The organism is Vibrio sp. 1CM8B (genome assembly GCF_023161685.1).
In the GTDB taxonomy this organism is placed as follows: domain Bacteria; phylum Pseudomonadota; class Gammaproteobacteria; order Enterobacterales; family Vibrionaceae; genus Vibrio; species Vibrio coralliirubri.
Genome location: NZ_JALNTU010000013.1, coordinates 70,920 through 86,138 on the forward strand (window position 1 = coordinate 70,920; position 15,219 = coordinate 86,138).

Genomic DNA, 15,219 nt, shown 5'->3' on the forward strand with positions numbered 1-15,219 from the left:
ACGCTAGAGAAGGGCTTGCACTTTGAGCTAGATAAACACAAAGCAACCATCCCTGGTTGCTTTGAACGTTATTAAGATTCTTTGCTTAAAAACGCTCGAGTAAACGATATGTGGTTTATCTTGTATTTTGCTTGGCAATTCAAAATAAACTCTTTTAGATTCTCGCTAACAGGGAACACGCAGTGTACGTCTAGCCCTTCTAAGAATTGGTTATCAGCCATATCCCAAAAACTTTGCAGCGAGTTACAAACAATGGTTCTCATATCAATGTTGCTCTTTTTGCTGTTTATATTAACGAGCAGAGCTAATGTTAGCGTGCTGACCGTCAACGGGTATAGCAATCCGTGCAGTGACCACCTCAATGAGTTCGATATGACTATCGAGATGGCAATTCCAATAAAAACATTTGTTAAGATTATTAAAGCGTCTAAATTCTATACAATTATACGTGTGAGTGAAAGTGCATAGTTAATAAATCTCATATAGAAAACGATTACATTTGCAATTATTTTTCTGTCAAAGTGAGATTGTGCTCCAAAAAATTGTTTATACGTTGAGCGCTAAGATCTTTGAGTTTCTCTGATAGTTGTATAACCCTTGTTTTTCCATTGGTAATTCATCAACTGCTATCTCGTAAAAACCCTGCTCACGGAACCAGTGAAGACTGTGCGTAGTAAGAACAAAGATCTGGTCGATATCACGAGATTTTGATTGGTGGCGCATGTAATCCAGCAGCAATTGCCCACGGTTTCCATCGCGATAGTCAGGGTGAATCGCCACACACGCCATCTCTGCCATGTGATCTTCCGGATACGCATATAGTGCAGCGCAACCAATAATCAGCCCGTCTTTTTCGATGATCGTAAAACGGTGAATCTCTTGTTCCAATTGTTCTCTTGAGCGACGAACGAGAATGCCTTGTTCTTCCAAAGGACGAATAAGGTCAAAGATGCCACCAATATCGTCAATCTGAGCTTGTCTTACTTGCTCGGCACTCGCCATGACCACTTGGGTTCCAATACCGTCAAAAGAGAACAACTCTTGGATTAATGCGCCATCCACTTTGTAGCTGATTAGATGACAACGAGGCACACCAGCTCGACAAGCGGAGATCGCTCCTTTCAAGAAGCGCAGTGTTCCTGTGCTCATGTCTTCGGCAGGGTTTTGAGATTCCGTTAAGCGTTCTAGAATTTGCTTGGCGTCTTTAGGGAAGAGCTCGGCGAGCACATTACCGCGTTCATCTGTTACCCCTTGTTCGGAGCAAAAACCAATCAGCTTGTCGGCCTTTAAACGAATAGCAACTTGGGTTGCGACCTCTTCAGAAAGCAGGTTAAAGCTTTCGCCAGTCACGGAGCTAGCAATAGGGCCAAGCAGTACGATAGAACCTTGGTCAAGCGTGCGATTGATCCCTTCGATATCGATTCGACGAATACGCCCGCTATGGCAATAATCCGTACCGTCATCGACGCCTAGCGGCTGAGCGGTAATGAAATTGCCGCTCATCACATTGAGTTGAGTACCTGCCATCGGGGTGTTATTCAAACTCATCGAAAGTCGAGCAGTGATGGCAAGTTGTAGTTGACCAGCAGCCTGCATAGCGACGCCCAAAGAATATTCATCAGTGACCCTGATATTCTTGTGATAAGGCGTATGGCAATCTTGCTTGGTGAGCAATTGGTTGATCTGCGGTCTTGCCCCGTGAACGAGAACAATCTTTACCCCAAGGCTGTGGAGCAAGGCTATATCACTAATAATATTACCAAAGTTCCTGTCGGCAACGGCTTCGCCTCCCAGCATAATGACCATGGTTTTGCCACGGTGAGCATTTACGTAAGGGGTTGATTGTCTGAAACCTTTTACTAGCGCTGTACTTCTTAATTTCACAGAACAAGTCCATTTGTTTATTTATTCGATAATTTAGCATTTAAATTCAAATGTAAACAACACCTTTTTGGAATAAAGCGCAAACTATTCTTATCTAGGCTTCAATATATAAACTGTCTCAGTGTAGAATGCGCATAGCATCCTTATGAGTAGTCACCGAATGCAACAAGCCCCAGCGACAAAGAACAAAATCGATGAGATAACCAAAGGTCTCTACAGCGAAGCTGATCAGCGTAATCAATCTAAGTTGAAGCGTAAGATCATTGAACGCTGTTTAATGGTTCTAGCCTTGGTGGGTTCGTTTGCGGTGGTTTCTTTGTTCGGCGATGTGCTTTCCCGAGTGCAAGATGCGGCGACGCCCGACAATCTGATATACGGTACTTGGATAGAGCAGGATGTTGCACATTATGCGACGGATGAATTTGTTCTGAATGCTAATGGTGTATCAGTTCGTGGGTCTGTTGTTTCGACGAGCTTTGACTTTGACGGTAACTACTTTGAATATAAGGCGGGTGATAAAACCTATCGCTTCCGCATGACCAATTCTGACAATACAGAAATGGTGCTCGATTCTGACAGTCACTACAATCCCATCTTCCGCCTTAAAGGCCATATCGATAACTCCGTCCGATAGGTTATCTTATTGTAAACTCTTACAATCTACGATTGTGTTATCTGACTGTTTTTGTCATCCTCGATGCATAGAATTTTTAGGATGACTCTTGTGATTAAAAAATGGCTTCCCCTAGTCGCTGCCTCTTTGCTATTTGGCTGTGCTCAACCCACTGATCTTGCTCAACAACACCTTGATGACGAATTTCCCCGCACCTTGAATAAGGTCGATCAGGTTGAATCCAATAAACCAAGAGACTACACCGCATTTGCAGAGCAAGCTGAGATGGTGGTTTCTAAATCCCCTTCGATGGCTAAGATCTATGAGCCGCTTTATCAACAACTCAATGAGTGGGCGATGCTGAGTGGAGATCCAAGCGAACTCGCTAATTTTGGCGTTCAAACTGCTCAACTAGGCGGTGGTGATAAACAAGGCAATGTTTTGTTCACGGGCTACTTTTCTCCTGTGATGGAGCTGCGGCACGAAGCGAATGAAGAATACCGTTACCCTGTTTACGGGCTTCCTGAGTGTGGTAAAGAGTGTCCAACACGCGAAGAGATTTACAACGGCGCATTAGAAGGTCAAGGCCTTGAGTTAGGTTATTCAGCAAACCGTATCGACCCATTTATGATGGAAGTGCAGGGCAGTGGATTTGTACATTTCGGTGATGATGACACGCTGCAGTATTTCGCATACGCGGGTAAGAACAATAAAGCTTATGTGAGCATTGGCCGTGTTCTGATTGAACGAGGCTTAGTTCCACGCGAAAAAATGTCGCTAAAAGCAATCAAAGAGTGGGTATTGGCAAACGATCCTGAAGTGGTCAAAGAGCTGCTTGAGCAAAACCCATCTTTCGTGTTTTTTGAAGCGAGAGACGACCTATCTGTGATGGGTAGCGCGGGCATTCCTCTATTACCTATGGCGGCGGTTGCGGGCGATCGCTCTATCTTGCCTATGGGGACGCCGATTCTTGCTGAGGTTCCATTATTGAATGCTGATGGTACTTGGAGCGGTGCTCACCAACTAAGACTGTTACTTGTTTTGGATACGGGCGGCGCGGTTAAGCAAAACCATTTGGACCTTTACCACGGTATGGGCCCACGAGCGGGTACCGAAGCGGGTCATTACAAGCATTTTGGTCGTGTGTGGAAGCTCGGCTTAGATGGCAGCGCAACCGAAGCGCCTTGGGCTTTGCCTCCTGAAAAGGTTGAGTAAGCGACAATAAAATAGGGCATTGAAAGCGAATCGCTAATCCCCTAGACTTTTTATTCAAGAGTGCGTATAAAACGCACTCTTTTCTTTTTCTCAGAAATAAATTGGCGGCAACAATGCGTGAATTGACCACTCCAGCTTCAGAAAACTATGACCAACGATTTGGTGGCACTCGTCGCCTATATGGCAATAGTGAAGTCGATATACTTAGAGCAGCACACGTGTGCGTGATCGGTATTGGCGGTGTAGGTTCATGGGCGGTTGAAGCACTTGCTCGTACTGGTTTAGGTGAGCTGACTTTGATCGATATGGATGACGTGTGTGTAACTAACATTAACCGTCAGATCCACGCAATGTCGGGTACCGTTGGTAAAAGCAAAATCGAAGTGATGGCAGAGCGCGTTAAGCTGATTAATCCTGAGTGTAAAGTTAACCTGATTGACGACTTCATCGGCCCTGATAATCAGGCTGAATACCTATCGAAAGAGTTCGACTTTGTGTTAGATGCGATTGACAGCATGAAAGCTAAGGCTTCACTGTTGGCATATTGTCGTAGCAACAAAATTAAGGTGATCACCACGGGTGGTGCGGGTGGTCAAATCGATCCCACTCAAATCAAAGTGGCTGATCTGACTAAGACGATTCAAGATCCGCTCGCGAAGAAGCTAAAAGATACCCTTCGTCGTCATCATAATTTCCCTAAGAATCCAGCGCGTAAGTTTGGTATCGATTGTGTGTTCTCAACTGAACAGCTGAAATACCCTCAAGCTGACGGCAGCGTATGTGCTGCGAAAGCGACAGCAGAAGGTCCAAAACGTATGGATTGTGCGACGGGTTTTGGTGCGGCAACGGTTGTAACCGCGACGTTTGGTTTTGTGGCTGTTTCGCGTATCGTTGAAAAGCTGATTCAAAAGCACACTAAGTAACGTCTTCTACTCAATTAATAATCGACTGGATATTAAAATGACCACATTCCCAAGCTCTCCATTCGGCACTGAAATTACCAGTGATGATATTGTCGCGAAGATGCAGACATTCAGCGGCTGGGAAGACCGTTATCGCCAAGTGATTCAATGGGGTAAGAAACTGCCAACGATGCCTGATGAACTGAAAAGTGAGCAGGTAATTGTCTCTGGTTGTGAAAGCCAAGTGTGGTTGGTTTCTCAGAATATCGATGGTGTTTGGCACTTTTGTGCTGATTCTGATGCGCGTATCGTACGCGGTCTGATTGCATTAGTGATTGCTGCGTATGATGGAAAAACATCAGAGCAGGTTCAAGCGTTCGATATTGATGGTTACTTTGAACAAATCGGTTTAATTACCCATCTAAGCCCTTCTCGAGGGAACGGGTTAAAAGCGATTGTTGAGCAAATTAAGAACCTCGCTAGCTCGTAATTATCTCACACCTTTTCATCGTAGCGCTTTAAAGAGATTCCAGATACTTCGTTCCTCAGTTCTGGAATGACGAATTCTAACTGTGTTTCGTTATTCCCTAAAGCGACGAAGGAGCGTAATAGGGAATCTCGTTTGGATAGTATTGCTATTAGAGATTCCAGATACTTCGTTCCTCAGTTCTGGAATGACGAATTCTAACTGTGTTTCGTCATTCCCTAAAGCGACGAAGGAGCGTAATAGGGAATCTCGTTTGGATAGTATTGCTATTAGAGATTCCAAATACTTCGTTCCTCAGTTCTGGAATGACGATTTCTAACTGTGCTTCGTCATTCCCTAAAGCGACGAAGGAGCGTAATAGGGAATCTCGTTTGGATGGTTTGCTATTTGAGGTTCCAGATACTTCGTTCCTTAGCTCTGGAATGATGACTGCTAATTGAGTCTCGCCATCCCCTAAAGCATATCAACGGCTTTTTCTATCGCCGCTACGAGCTTTTCAACATCATCCATGTTGTTGTAAATACCAAATGAGATTCGAACCGTTCCTTTCACATTAAGTGCATCCATTAATGGGTGAGCACAATGATGCCCTGCACGTACCGCGATCCCTTGCTGATCCAATAGAGTCGCTATATCTTGGTGGTGAACACCATCCATCACAAAAGTAATCACGCTTGCGTTGGGCTGATACCCCAAAACCTGAATGTCATCCAGTTTACTGAGCGCAAGGTAGGTCTCGTGTTGTAGTTGGTGGATATGATTTTCGACATCTTGTTGTACAAAACCACTTAACCATTCTATTGCGGTGCTTAGTGCTATGGCTCCTGCCACATTTGGCGTGCCCGCTTCGAATTTGCCAGGCAGTTCTGAAAAAGTAGTGCCAGAGAAAGAGACGCGCTCGACCATTTTGCCACCACCATGCCAAGGTGGCATCGCTTCTAACAATTCAAGCTTGCCGTAAAGCACACCGATGCCCGCAGGGGCATAGAGTTTATGGCCTGAGAAAACGTAGAAATCAGCGCCTAAAGCAGCAACATCAACCGATTCATGAACGATACCTTGTGCGCCATCGACTACCACAATTGCATTCATCTTATGCGCTTTCTCGATGACGGCTTCAATCGGCTGACGAGAACCCGTTACGTTGGTTATCTGAGCTAATGCAACAATCTTGGTTCGTTCATTTAAAAGCGTATCAAACGCGACTAGGTCAAATTCGCAATCCGATGTCATTGGTACTTTAACGACTTTAGCCCCGGTTTGTTCTGCCACAATTTGCCAAGGAACTATGTTAGCGTGATGCTCCATTTCACTCACTAAGATCTCATCGCCAGGCTGAAGAATACTTCTTGCGTAAGTTTGAGCAATTAAATTGAGCGCTTCGGTTGCACCGCGAGTCCAGATGATCTCTTTTGAAGAGCTTGCACCGATAAACTGAGCGACCTTATCTCTGGCAGCTTCAAACTGACTGGTCGCGTTCGCTGTTAAGCTATGGCTACCACGGTGAACATTGGCATTTTGTTTGGAGTAATATTGGCTAATGGCATCAATAACTACCTGAGGTTTTTGTGTCGTTGCCGCGCTGTCTAAGTAAATCAATGGTTGTTGATTGATGGTTTGTGATAGCGCAGGAAACTGCTCTCGGATGTGATTGATATCAAGCATCTATTCTTACCTAAAATCTTGGAAATTGGTGCCAGCGTTATGCTTAGCGGTATTGTTATTTTATCGCGACTTGTTGACCGTTGCTGACTAATCTTGATGATTCCAGCTATTTTCTTGCTCTTTGACCTGATCGAACAGCTTTTGGTTAACGGGAACTTCTATCTGATGCTTAAGCGCTGTTTTTATTAGGTGTCCAGTGATGAAGTCGATCTCTGTTTTGCGTTGGTAAAACATATCTTGTTTCATGGATGAGTTGTTCTGCGCCGTGGCTTGGATGACCTGCTTGACACTTGCTTCTAATCCGTCGAATGAACAAGCGATCTCTTCGGCCTGCATAACTTGTGTGAGCTCTTCAACGAGAGGACTTAAAATACCCTCAAACCTTTGGTCTGCAAGTTCACCATTCTTGATTTGTTCCAACCCAGTAAGTGGATTGATAGCACAATTGATGGCGAGTTTAGCCCAAAGCGCGGTTTCTATTTGTGGGTTCCAACTCACAGCGGGGAGAGCATCATCCAATACATCAACCAAAAACGTGCACTGTTGACCCGTTTGGTTAAAAGCACCTAGCTGGGTTTGTCCTATTCCTGTGTGAGATACATTGTTACGATCGGGTTTAAAGGCTGCTTGGGTCGTGGTCGCCAATACTATCGGGTGAGCATTAATTTGAGTGGCAATGTTGTCGACCGCGCCCATTCCGTTATGCATGAACATGAGAATGGTGTCAGAGTCGACATATTGAAGTAACGGAGTGGTGGCTTCTTCTACTTGCCAAGCTTTGACTGTGAAGATAACCAAATCACTCGTTGATAGCTTGTCGATATTGTTATTGCTGAAGGAAAGTGAAGTTTGCTCATCAAGTGTTAGGTTAATTGAGGTTTCAGGGGAGCGACTCCACAAAGAGACATTATGACCAGCTTGAAGTAGTTTTATCGCCCATAAAGAGCCGATAGCTCCAGGTCCAACAATAGTGATGTTCACAGCAATACCGAGATAAGAAAGTGATGCTGCAAGGATAGCGAGGCATTAAATGAAAGCAATAAAAAATGGCACCCGAGGGTGCCATTTTGGAAACTTTCTTAGAAGTTCGATTAGAACTTGTAAGTTACTGCTACGTAGTGGCCTACGCCAGATGATTCAGCTTGTGTAGATGCATCCCATGGAAGGTTTGCGCCATCTTTAAAGCCGTATACATCGCTGTATAGTTTCAAGCCGTAACCAACTGCAAAGCGATCTGAGTGCCAGTAAAGACCGTTAAACATCGCGCCGCCGTTGCTTACTTGAGAGTACTCATCTTGCATACCAAATTGGTAATCGATGTAACCTTGGTACGAGATGAATGAACCGTTCTCGAAGAAGTAGAATGGTTTGAACCAGTTAGTCGAAACTTGGAAACCGTTCCAGTCTTTGTTGTTTGAGTCGTATGTACCGTAAAGGTTTAGGCCAACTTTACCAAACCATGGAACCATTACGTCAGAACCAAGACCAACTTTTTGAGTGTTAACGCCAGAGTTACCACCCCATTCCATAAGCGTAGATACGTAAAGCTCTTGAACTGGACCGAAAGAAAGATCTTTACCTGTTAGCCCGTCAAGAGACATACGAGGAGCGAACTTCATGAAGATTTTTTCTTGGCCATTCTTATCACTACCTGGATCAGAAGTTAGGTTGAATACGTCAACGTAACCGTAAAGATCGAAGATTCCAGAGCGACCACCAAATTCCATTTCTAGGTAATCATGAGTAGACTCAGTAACGCCTTTCTCATTGAATGCACCCATAAGGTTAAATTGCATCCATTTGTAATCGTTCTTATGGATGTCGCCGTCAGAATAATCAGCTGCCATTACTGGAGCAGATACTGCTGCAAGTAGGCCAAGAGTTAAAAGTGATTTACGCATAATGGAACTCTCTATGTTTGAAATAAGTAACCCGCTAATCCGTGCGTGTTTATGATGTCCGAATGCCGAGCATAATAGCGATTTTGTTCTCAAATAAAAGTGAGACAGAGTGAAAACTACAATTATTAAGGTGAGGTTGATCACACTAATGATCTAAATGATGGAACTTTAAGGTGGCAATGCATCTTGATGCACCTCTAATTCTATTGATTTTGTGAAATTCGATTATTTTGTGGATAAATAGGTGAAATACTGCGCTAAGCAAACGATTCTACTAATTAGAGTGACATGCATATCAAAATCAACAGTATTCCTTTCTAAGCGTTTTCTCTTAAAAAATGACTCATTCAAACCACCTCTTAATCTTGTCTTTGATCTATTTTTGACCAACAGCGTAATGGAGTTGGAATCAATTGATGGACAACTCATGTGATGACTGCCTAGGGATTTGAACCTAGCTACTTTTTGAATCACGGAGAATTAAAGACAGTTCACTGCACTAGATTTTGAAATACTTTTTAAAGATTAGTTATTGGACTAATCATTTGTGTGACGAACTGGTCTAACTTTTTTGGAGAGAAGACCAATGAAATATTCACCTATACTCGCTGTAGCAATTTCAGCCCTATTTATTGTTGGGTGTGATGACGACGATGAATCAACAACTCAACTACAAGCTGTACATGCATCGCCAGATGCTCCTTTAGCTAACGTTCTAGTCAATAGTCAGGCTCGTTGGAGCGATGTCGATTATGCTCAAGCATCCGGATACGCCTCCGTAGGTCAAGGACAGACAACTCTTCAAGTCGATGTCCAACTCCCAGGTGACGAAGTGGCCACTGTTATCCCTCAAAGCCAATTCGATTTAAGCGGTGACTTAGATTACACCGTGATGGTTGTAGGCGACGCCGATGGATCCAACAATCCTGTAGAGGCTTTGGTTGTTACTCGCCCTGCTGCAGGAACGGCAACAAGTTCAAGTCTAGATGTGCAAGTAGTACACGCGGCAACAGGAGTTGGCGATGTAAACCTATATGTGACAGGGCCGAGTGATCCATTGGGCGCACCGTTAGGGACTTTAGCTTATAAAGATTTTACTGACGTACTCAATATCCCTGCAGGACAATATCGTGTGAGATTAGAAACCGTGAGCGGCAGTGCTATTGCTTTTGACTCTGGAGAAATCACTCTGTCTGGCGGCAGCGAGCTAACGATTGCGGCTGTGCCAAGAGCTGACTCCAATAGCGCTTCTCCAGTAAAATTGATGGTGATGGACGGTAGTGGATCATCGTTAATCTATGACATGGCAGAAACAGCAGAAGTAAGAGTCGGTCATCTTGTTGATGGCGCCCCGGACGTAGATCCATTTGTGAACGGAGCTGCATTTGCACCTCTTGCTGATTTGATGTTCAAGGAAATCCGTGGATTTATCGATTTAGCTGCAGGAAGTTATGACATTGACATCTTTGCTGACGGCACCACAACTAATGCATTAATTGATGCGGATGGTGTCGCGGTATTTGCCGGTATGGATTACAGCATCTATGCGGTAGGGACAGTAAGTCCGCTCAACTTGGAACCTTTGGTTGTTCCTGAAAACCGTCGCCCGGTGGCGACCAGTGCGGTATTAAATATTACCCACGCTGCTGCTAACCCAATTGCCGCATCGGTGGACATCTACTTAACAGAAAACGTAGGTATCTCTGGTAGCACCCCGGCGTTAAGTGACGTGAAATTCAAAGATTATGCGAATGGCATTTATGTTGCAGCGGGGTCTTACTTTGTGACGATAACGGTAGCGGGTCAGCCGTCGGTTGTGGCGATTGATTCAGCGCCTGCTACTTTGGCTAATGGTGTGGTGTATCAAGTCGTGGCGATTGATGATTCGATGGGAACGGGTTTTAACCTAATTGTCAGTGAAACAACAGACTAGATCTGAAGATAGAACGTAAAAGAGGGTAGCTCAATGCTACCCTCTTCTCATTTTTTTCTTTGATTCTATTCTTGATTGTTTTTGGCTTTTTCTAATAAATCCGTGAAAAAGTGGCGTAATGAGTAGAGCATGATCAAACTTGGTATCACCATGAGTGCAGTCAGTATAAAGAAGGTTGACCAGTCATTGAGGTAATCAACCAACTCACCACTGAATGAAGCCAGCGTTGTTCGACCGAAATTGCCCAAGGATGCGAGTAATGCATATTGGGTTGCAGAGAAGGCCTGCCCGGTTAATAGCGTTAAGAAAGAGACAAAAGCTACTGTTGAAAAGGCGGTCGTGAAGTTATCGACAATGATGGTTGCCAAGAACAAGGTCTCACTTGGGCCAGTCTGAGCGATCCACGCAAACATTAGATTACTGGCTGCCATTGCAACACCGCCAATCATCAGTCCGCGTACAATACCGAATTTCACATTGAAGACACTGCCTACCAAAGTGAAGAATATGGTTGCGCCCCAACCAATTAACTTCGAATAGTGGCCGATCTGTTCGTTACTAAAACCTATCTCTTTATAGAAGGTGATCGACATACGACCTAAGAAGGCTTCACCTATCTTAAATAGGAATACGAACAGCAGTAGGGTGATGGCAACTTGAACTCCGTTTCGTTTGAAGAAGTCATAAAACGGTTCTAACACGGTAACACTGAACCAAGCCACGACTTTCGAACCGATAACCTTATTGTGGCGTTGCTGAGCTTGTTCTTGCAGGGCTTCGCGTTGTGTGTTTGGCTCTCCGACAAAAAGCGTAAACAGCATTAGTACGACAACGACGCCTGCCATTCCGTAATACACACCATTCCAACCGATTGAGTCTGCGTTAATAAAGGCAAGGTAGCCTGGTAGAGAATACCCCGTCCACCAACCAATTACGGCCATTGCAGAAGCTTGCGGCAGTTTTGATGCTTCGGATTTTGGGAAGGTATCAATACGAAATGCATCAATCGCGATGTCTTGCGTGGCTGAGGCAATGGCAATAGCGAGCGCCAACATTGAAGTAAACGCCAAGTTCTCTGCGGGATTGACGCCTGCGATGAATAAGGTACCGATTAAAACAATGGTTTGGCAGAAAAAGATCCAACTGCGTCGCTGGCCGAGTATTGCGTGAAGCACCGGCAGTTTTACTCGGTCTACCAATGGTGCCCATAGAAAGTTAATCGCATACACGGCAAACACACTACCAAAGTAGCCGATGGCAGCACGCGTTAAACCTGCATCTTTTAGCCAACCAGACATGTTGGATCCAATAAGAACCCATGGGAAGCCGCTCGAACAACCGAGCATAAATACCCAAAGTAGGCGTTTATCAAGGTAGCTGCGGAAAGTCTGCATCCAAGAAAGAGAGGGAGTGCCTGATGACATAGGGCGTCCTTGTATAGAAAAACGCCCTTAAGAAATAAGGGCGTTAGATTGGATTACTTAAGAAGGGTCACTTTAGTGATGACGATTGGGTCGACTGGGATGTCTGACATGCGGCCCATTCGCTTGGTTGGAATCGTTGCCATCTTTTGAACAACATCAAAACCTTCAGTTACTTTACCGAATACAGCGTAGCCTGGGTTGCCACCTTTTGCGTTCAAGAAATCATTATCAGAGAAGTTAATGAAGAACTGACGAGTTGCAGAATCTGGCGCATTAGTACGAGCCATAGCGATTGTTGCTGTATCGTTCTTCAAGCCATTGCTGCCCTCATTCTTGATAGGAGCGTAAGTTGCTTGTTGATTCATCTCTTGATCGAAGCCGCCACCTTGCGCCATAAAGCCAGGAATAACACGGTGGAAGATAGTGCCTTCGTAGCTGCCGTCAGCAACGTATTTTAGGAAGTTCTCCGCGCTAACCGGTGCTTGTTCTTGGTTAAGCTCAATAGTGAAGTCGCCTAATGTTGTTTCCACGTTTACTTTAGGACCAGCCCAAACGCTCACACTCACTAGCATTAATGCGATAGAAGATAAAATACGACCCATTAGAAACGTTCCTTCATGTAAGTTTGTAGCTCTTGGTCGTTAGCGATCTCAGTAAGAACCAAGTTGATCACATCATTAAGAACCATAGAGATGTCGTCGTTTGATGCGCTCAATGCACCAGTGCGTGTTGCAGTACCGTTGAATGTTTTAACTAGTTTGCCTTCAGGCGTTTCAGCGGTAACTTCAAGCGTTACTTTACCGTCCATTTTGTTTTCCATAATGGTGTGTTCTACGGTAACAAGTGCTTCTTGAATTTCTAAAACAATTGAGTTTTCACTGTTTACGCTTGCACGAAAACCTTGAGACTCTAACTGTTGAGCCACAGCGTTTTCTAGAGAAATGCGCATGTTTTGCTTAGCGTGAATTGGCTGAATGTTTGAACGGCCACTATCAACCAATGCAACATATTGAGCGGCACGAACATCTTTACTGGTTAGTGTGTATGTTTTGCCTTGTACAAGGTTGCTTGAGCTTAGTGAAGCTTCTGGCATTACATTGATCTGTTCTTGCTGAGGGGCTGAACATGCTGTCAAAGCCATAATAGAAGCAGCCAAAATCAGTTTTTTCATTCCTTTATCCTTTCTAAGTTCACACCAGAAGCTCGGTATCTTAAATTCTTGTGAAGTCGTTTCTGCTTATTTATTAAAATTCGCAGGCTCTCTTGTTGCTTGTAATATCTCAAATTTTTGGTTTAGTTCAAGCGTTTCAACGTTAGCTTCACCAAATAGTCTTGCTAGTTTGACATCGTATCCGAGGTGTCGGTTGCCAATAACAATTAATTTGCCTCCATTGCTTAGAACATGCTTTGCATCACAGAACATTTGCCACGCAATGTGATCCGTAATCGCTTGTTGCTGATGGAATGGAGGATTACACATCACTAAGTAGGTGCTGTTTTTCTTGAAGCCATCTAAACAGTTGTTGGCGATGAACTGGAAGTTGCCTTCTTCACCAAGGTTATCTTTGACGTTTTGGCGCGCCGATTCCACCGCCATAAAGCTTTCATCCACACAGGTGATGCGAGCTTGTGGGTTCAATTGCCCTGCTTTTACACTCAATACACCGTTGCCACAGCCAAGATCGATTATATGACGCAGCTCAGGATCTTGTGGGATGTGCTCTAGCATATAGCGAGCGCCCTGATCGAGTGCTTCCCCTGAGTAAACATTTGGTAAATTTTTCAATCGGATATCTTCACCGTCTACATCCCATTCAACAAAAGGCTCTACCGTTTGAATTGGCTGGCAGTTAGGAGATGAGAAGACTAAGCGGTGTTTTTTCTTCGCTAGTGATGTTTTGGTTTCGCCTAGGTATTTTTCGAACAGGTTAAGCGTAGAGGTGTGAATCTCTTTTACCTTGTTGACGCCGATCACTTGGCAGCCTTCAGGCAACGCTTGGCGTAGCTGGCTCAGTTGCCAGATTAGGTGACGATTTGTTTTTGGCAGCTGCATGATCACAAGATCGATACCGTGTGGGATATCATCCATCGTGTTCAAAAAGTTCACTCGGTTACTTTGATTGCGCTGCAAGTTTTTCAGGGCGCCGCGGTGAGAGATAAATGAGTCGCTCATCATAGTGACATCATGATCTTTCGAGAACCAAGTCGATAGGGCACCGAAGCTGTCGTTCATGATCAGGATATGTTTGCCAGGTTCAAGGTTCATCTCTTCGACATGACTGATCAGGTATTCGTCGCCCGCATCCCAAGCTTGAAGGGTTTCATTTGAACGTTTCGGGAAACGATGTAAGGTCAAAGTTCTGTCGTGAAGGGTAAGTTCGGTTTTCATTGCTTGAGATACTTATGTAAGAAATAACAAAGATATTGTCTCAAATGCAGGCTGAACAAGATAGAAAAAACTCAACCAAACCTATGCCATTCGCTATGAAATACTCAGACACTCGACCTGTTAGGGTTTATACTCACCCCCACGGATAATGCCAATACGTTATTAAGGAATCACAATGATCCAAGAAGTTATCGAAGCAAAATTGCACAATGAGTTTTCACCAAGTCATTTAAACGTGGTCAATGAGAGCTATATGCACAATGTTCCGGCCGGTTCTGAGAGTCATTTTAAAGTGATTGTTGTCAGTGATGTGTTTGAAGGATTGCGCCTTATTGCTCGTCATCGAGCGGTAAATAAAGCACTTTCAGAAGAGTTAGCGAACAATATTCACGCATTGTCCATTCACACTTATACAAAAGATGAATGGATGAAGCAGCTCGATAACGTGCCAGATAGCCCGATGTGCATGGGTGGCGGTAAGTAAGAAAGCTTACGGATATAGAAGAGGTGGCTATGCCGACTTTTTTGTCGTCAAATTCATCTGTTTTTCGTTGTTATATCACTCAAACTGATGGTAAATCGAACGGCTGAAAATACCTACAATGAGTAATGTTTTTATTAACAGTGTTTCAACATAACTCTTAAAATAATAGTTTGTGACAGAGTATTAATCTCTTGTTTAAAACACGTTTCAAAAGCCATTTTATCTGTGCGGCTCGTCAAATTTATACATATTTGAGAGTCCATATGCTTCAAATCTCACCAAATAAAGGCCGTATTCAAGTTATTGGTCATGGCATCAAGTT

The 15,219-nt window shown here is 44.1% G+C and carries 15 protein-coding genes; 6 read left to right on the plus strand and 9 right to left on the minus strand.

Annotated features, from left to right (window positions below; translation table 11 throughout):
* Positions 1-71 precede the first annotated feature (71 nt).
* Entirely contained in the window at positions 72-263 is a 192-nt protein-coding gene (locus tag MSG36_RS19695; protein WP_004735192.1) for a hypothetical protein, read from the minus strand.
* A gap of 283 nt (positions 264-546) precedes the next feature.
* The gene (gene argA, locus MSG36_RS19700) at positions 547-1,884 is read right to left on the minus strand and encodes an amino-acid N-acetyltransferase (RefSeq protein WP_048614295.1); all 1,338 of its coding nucleotides are present in this window, start codon (positions 1,882-1,884) and stop codon (positions 547-549) included.
* 160 nt (positions 1,885-2,044) lie between these two features.
* On the opposite strand from argA, the gene MSG36_RS19705 reads away from it, so the two are divergent.
* The 4 genes from MSG36_RS19705 (at position 2,045) to csdE (ending at position 5,104) form a co-directional block, all read left to right on the plus strand.
* The gene (locus tag MSG36_RS19705; RefSeq protein WP_048615251.1) at positions 2,045-2,518 is read left to right on the plus strand and encodes a DUF2850 domain-containing protein; all 474 of its coding nucleotides are present in this window, start codon (positions 2,045-2,047) and stop codon (positions 2,516-2,518) included.
* Between the two features lie 81 nt (positions 2,519-2,599).
* The gene (gene mltA / locus MSG36_RS19710) at positions 2,600-3,712 is read left to right on the plus strand and encodes a murein transglycosylase A (protein WP_017059898.1); all 1,113 of its coding nucleotides are present in this window, start codon (positions 2,600-2,602) and stop codon (positions 3,710-3,712) included.
* Between the two features lie 113 nt (positions 3,713-3,825).
* Positions 3,826-4,635, plus strand: a complete 810-nt coding sequence (tcdA, locus tag MSG36_RS19715; protein ID WP_050052889.1) for a tRNA cyclic N6-threonylcarbamoyladenosine(37) synthase TcdA — start codon at positions 3,826-3,828, stop codon at positions 4,633-4,635.
* Positions 4,636-4,672: 37 nt separating this feature from the next.
* Positions 4,673-5,104 (plus strand): cysteine desulfurase sulfur acceptor subunit CsdE, encoded by a 432-nt coding sequence (gene csdE / locus MSG36_RS19720; protein WP_050619902.1) that lies wholly within the window; start codon positions 4,673-4,675, stop codon positions 5,102-5,104.
* Positions 5,105-5,554: 450 nt separating this feature from the next.
* On the opposite strand, the gene csdA is transcribed toward csdE, so the two are convergent.
* The 3 genes from csdA to MSG36_RS19735 form a co-directional block, all read right to left on the minus strand.
* The gene (gene csdA, locus MSG36_RS19725) at positions 5,555-6,766 is read right to left on the minus strand and encodes a cysteine desulfurase CsdA (RefSeq protein ID WP_086971009.1); all 1,212 of its coding nucleotides are present in this window, start codon (positions 6,764-6,766) and stop codon (positions 5,555-5,557) included.
* 87 nt (positions 6,767-6,853) lie between these two features.
* A complete protein-coding gene (gene panE / locus MSG36_RS19730; protein WP_248369395.1) occupies positions 6,854-7,747 on the minus strand; it encodes a 2-dehydropantoate 2-reductase in 894 nt (297 codons plus the stop codon).
* A 110-nt stretch (positions 7,748-7,857) separates the two neighbouring features.
* On the minus strand, positions 7,858-8,667 hold the full coding sequence (locus MSG36_RS19735) for an outer membrane protein OmpK (RefSeq protein WP_048607992.1): 810 nt from the start codon (positions 8,665-8,667) through the stop codon (positions 7,858-7,860).
* Positions 8,668-9,253: 586 nt separating this feature from the next.
* On the opposite strand from MSG36_RS19735, the gene MSG36_RS19740 reads away from it, so the two are divergent.
* Positions 9,254-10,600, plus strand: coding sequence for a DUF4397 domain-containing protein (locus MSG36_RS19740; RefSeq protein WP_061040423.1), 1,347 nt, complete (start codon positions 9,254-9,256; stop codon positions 10,598-10,600).
* A gap of 65 nt (positions 10,601-10,665) precedes the next feature.
* Here the strand turns inward: MSG36_RS19740 and MSG36_RS19745 are convergent, their stop codons facing one another.
* From MSG36_RS19745 to MSG36_RS19760, 4 genes are all read right to left on the minus strand, one after another.
* On the minus strand, positions 10,666-12,024 hold the full coding sequence (locus MSG36_RS19745) for an MFS transporter (protein ID WP_248369398.1): 1,359 nt from the start codon (positions 12,022-12,024) through the stop codon (positions 10,666-10,668).
* 53 nt (positions 12,025-12,077) lie between these two features.
* Complete coding sequence (locus MSG36_RS19750) at positions 12,078-12,626, minus strand: peptidylprolyl isomerase (protein ID WP_019823852.1); 549 nt, start codon at positions 12,624-12,626, stop codon at positions 12,078-12,080.
* Positions 12,626-13,195, minus strand: coding sequence for a YajG family lipoprotein (locus MSG36_RS19755; protein WP_017059907.1), 570 nt, complete (start codon positions 13,193-13,195; stop codon positions 12,626-12,628). Before MSG36_RS19755 ends, MSG36_RS19750 begins: the two co-directional genes overlap by 1 nt.
* A 66-nt stretch (positions 13,196-13,261) precedes the next feature.
* The gene (locus MSG36_RS19760; RefSeq protein ID WP_048607983.1) at positions 13,262-14,413 is read right to left on the minus strand and encodes a methyltransferase; all 1,152 of its coding nucleotides are present in this window, start codon (positions 14,411-14,413) and stop codon (positions 13,262-13,264) included.
* Positions 14,414-14,588: 175 nt separating this feature from the next.
* Here MSG36_RS19760 and bolA point away from each other — a divergent pair, with 175 nt between their 5' ends.
* Positions 14,589-14,897, plus strand: coding sequence for a transcriptional regulator BolA (gene bolA, locus MSG36_RS19765; RefSeq protein WP_050619908.1), 309 nt, complete (start codon positions 14,589-14,591; stop codon positions 14,895-14,897).
* The last annotated feature ends 322 nt before the right edge of the window (positions 14,898-15,219 follow it).

Excerpts from the sequence above, each read along its gene's own strand:
- MSG36_RS19695 (WP_004735192.1), bottom strand. The coding sequence starts at position 263 with ATGAGAACCATTGTTTGTAACTCGCTGCAAAGTTTTTGGGATATGGCT.
- MSG36_RS19705 (WP_048615251.1), top strand. The coding sequence starts at position 2,045 with ATGCAACAAGCCCCAGCGACAAAGAACAAAATCGATGAGATAACCAAA.
- mltA (WP_017059898.1), top strand. The coding sequence starts at position 2,600 with ATGACTCTTGTGATTAAAAAATGGCTTCCCCTAGTCGCTGCCTCTTTG.
- tcdA (WP_050052889.1), top strand. The coding sequence starts at position 3,826 with ATGCGTGAATTGACCACTCCAGCTTCAGAAAACTATGACCAACGATTT.
- csdE (WP_050619902.1), top strand. The coding sequence starts at position 4,673 with ATGACCACATTCCCAAGCTCTCCATTCGGCACTGAAATTACCAGTGAT.
- csdA (WP_086971009.1), bottom strand. The coding sequence starts at position 6,766 with ATGCTTGATATCAATCACATCCGAGAGCAGTTTCCTGCGCTATCACAA.
- MSG36_RS19735 (WP_048607992.1), bottom strand. The coding sequence starts at position 8,667 with ATGCGTAAATCACTTTTAACTCTTGGCCTACTTGCAGCAGTATCTGCT.
- MSG36_RS19740 (WP_061040423.1), top strand. The coding sequence starts at position 9,254 with ATGAAATATTCACCTATACTCGCTGTAGCAATTTCAGCCCTATTTATT.
- MSG36_RS19745 (WP_248369398.1), bottom strand. The coding sequence starts at position 12,024 with ATGTCATCAGGCACTCCCTCTCTTTCTTGGATGCAGACTTTCCGCAGC.
- MSG36_RS19750 (WP_019823852.1), bottom strand. The coding sequence starts at position 12,626 with ATGGGTCGTATTTTATCTTCTATCGCATTAATGCTAGTGAGTGTGAGC.
- MSG36_RS19755 (WP_017059907.1), bottom strand. The coding sequence starts at position 13,195 with ATGAAAAAACTGATTTTGGCTGCTTCTATTATGGCTTTGACAGCATGT.
- MSG36_RS19760 (WP_048607983.1), bottom strand. The coding sequence starts at position 14,413 with ATGAAAACCGAACTTACCCTTCACGACAGAACTTTGACCTTACATCGT.
- bolA (WP_050619908.1), top strand. The coding sequence starts at position 14,589 with ATGATCCAAGAAGTTATCGAAGCAAAATTGCACAATGAGTTTTCACCA.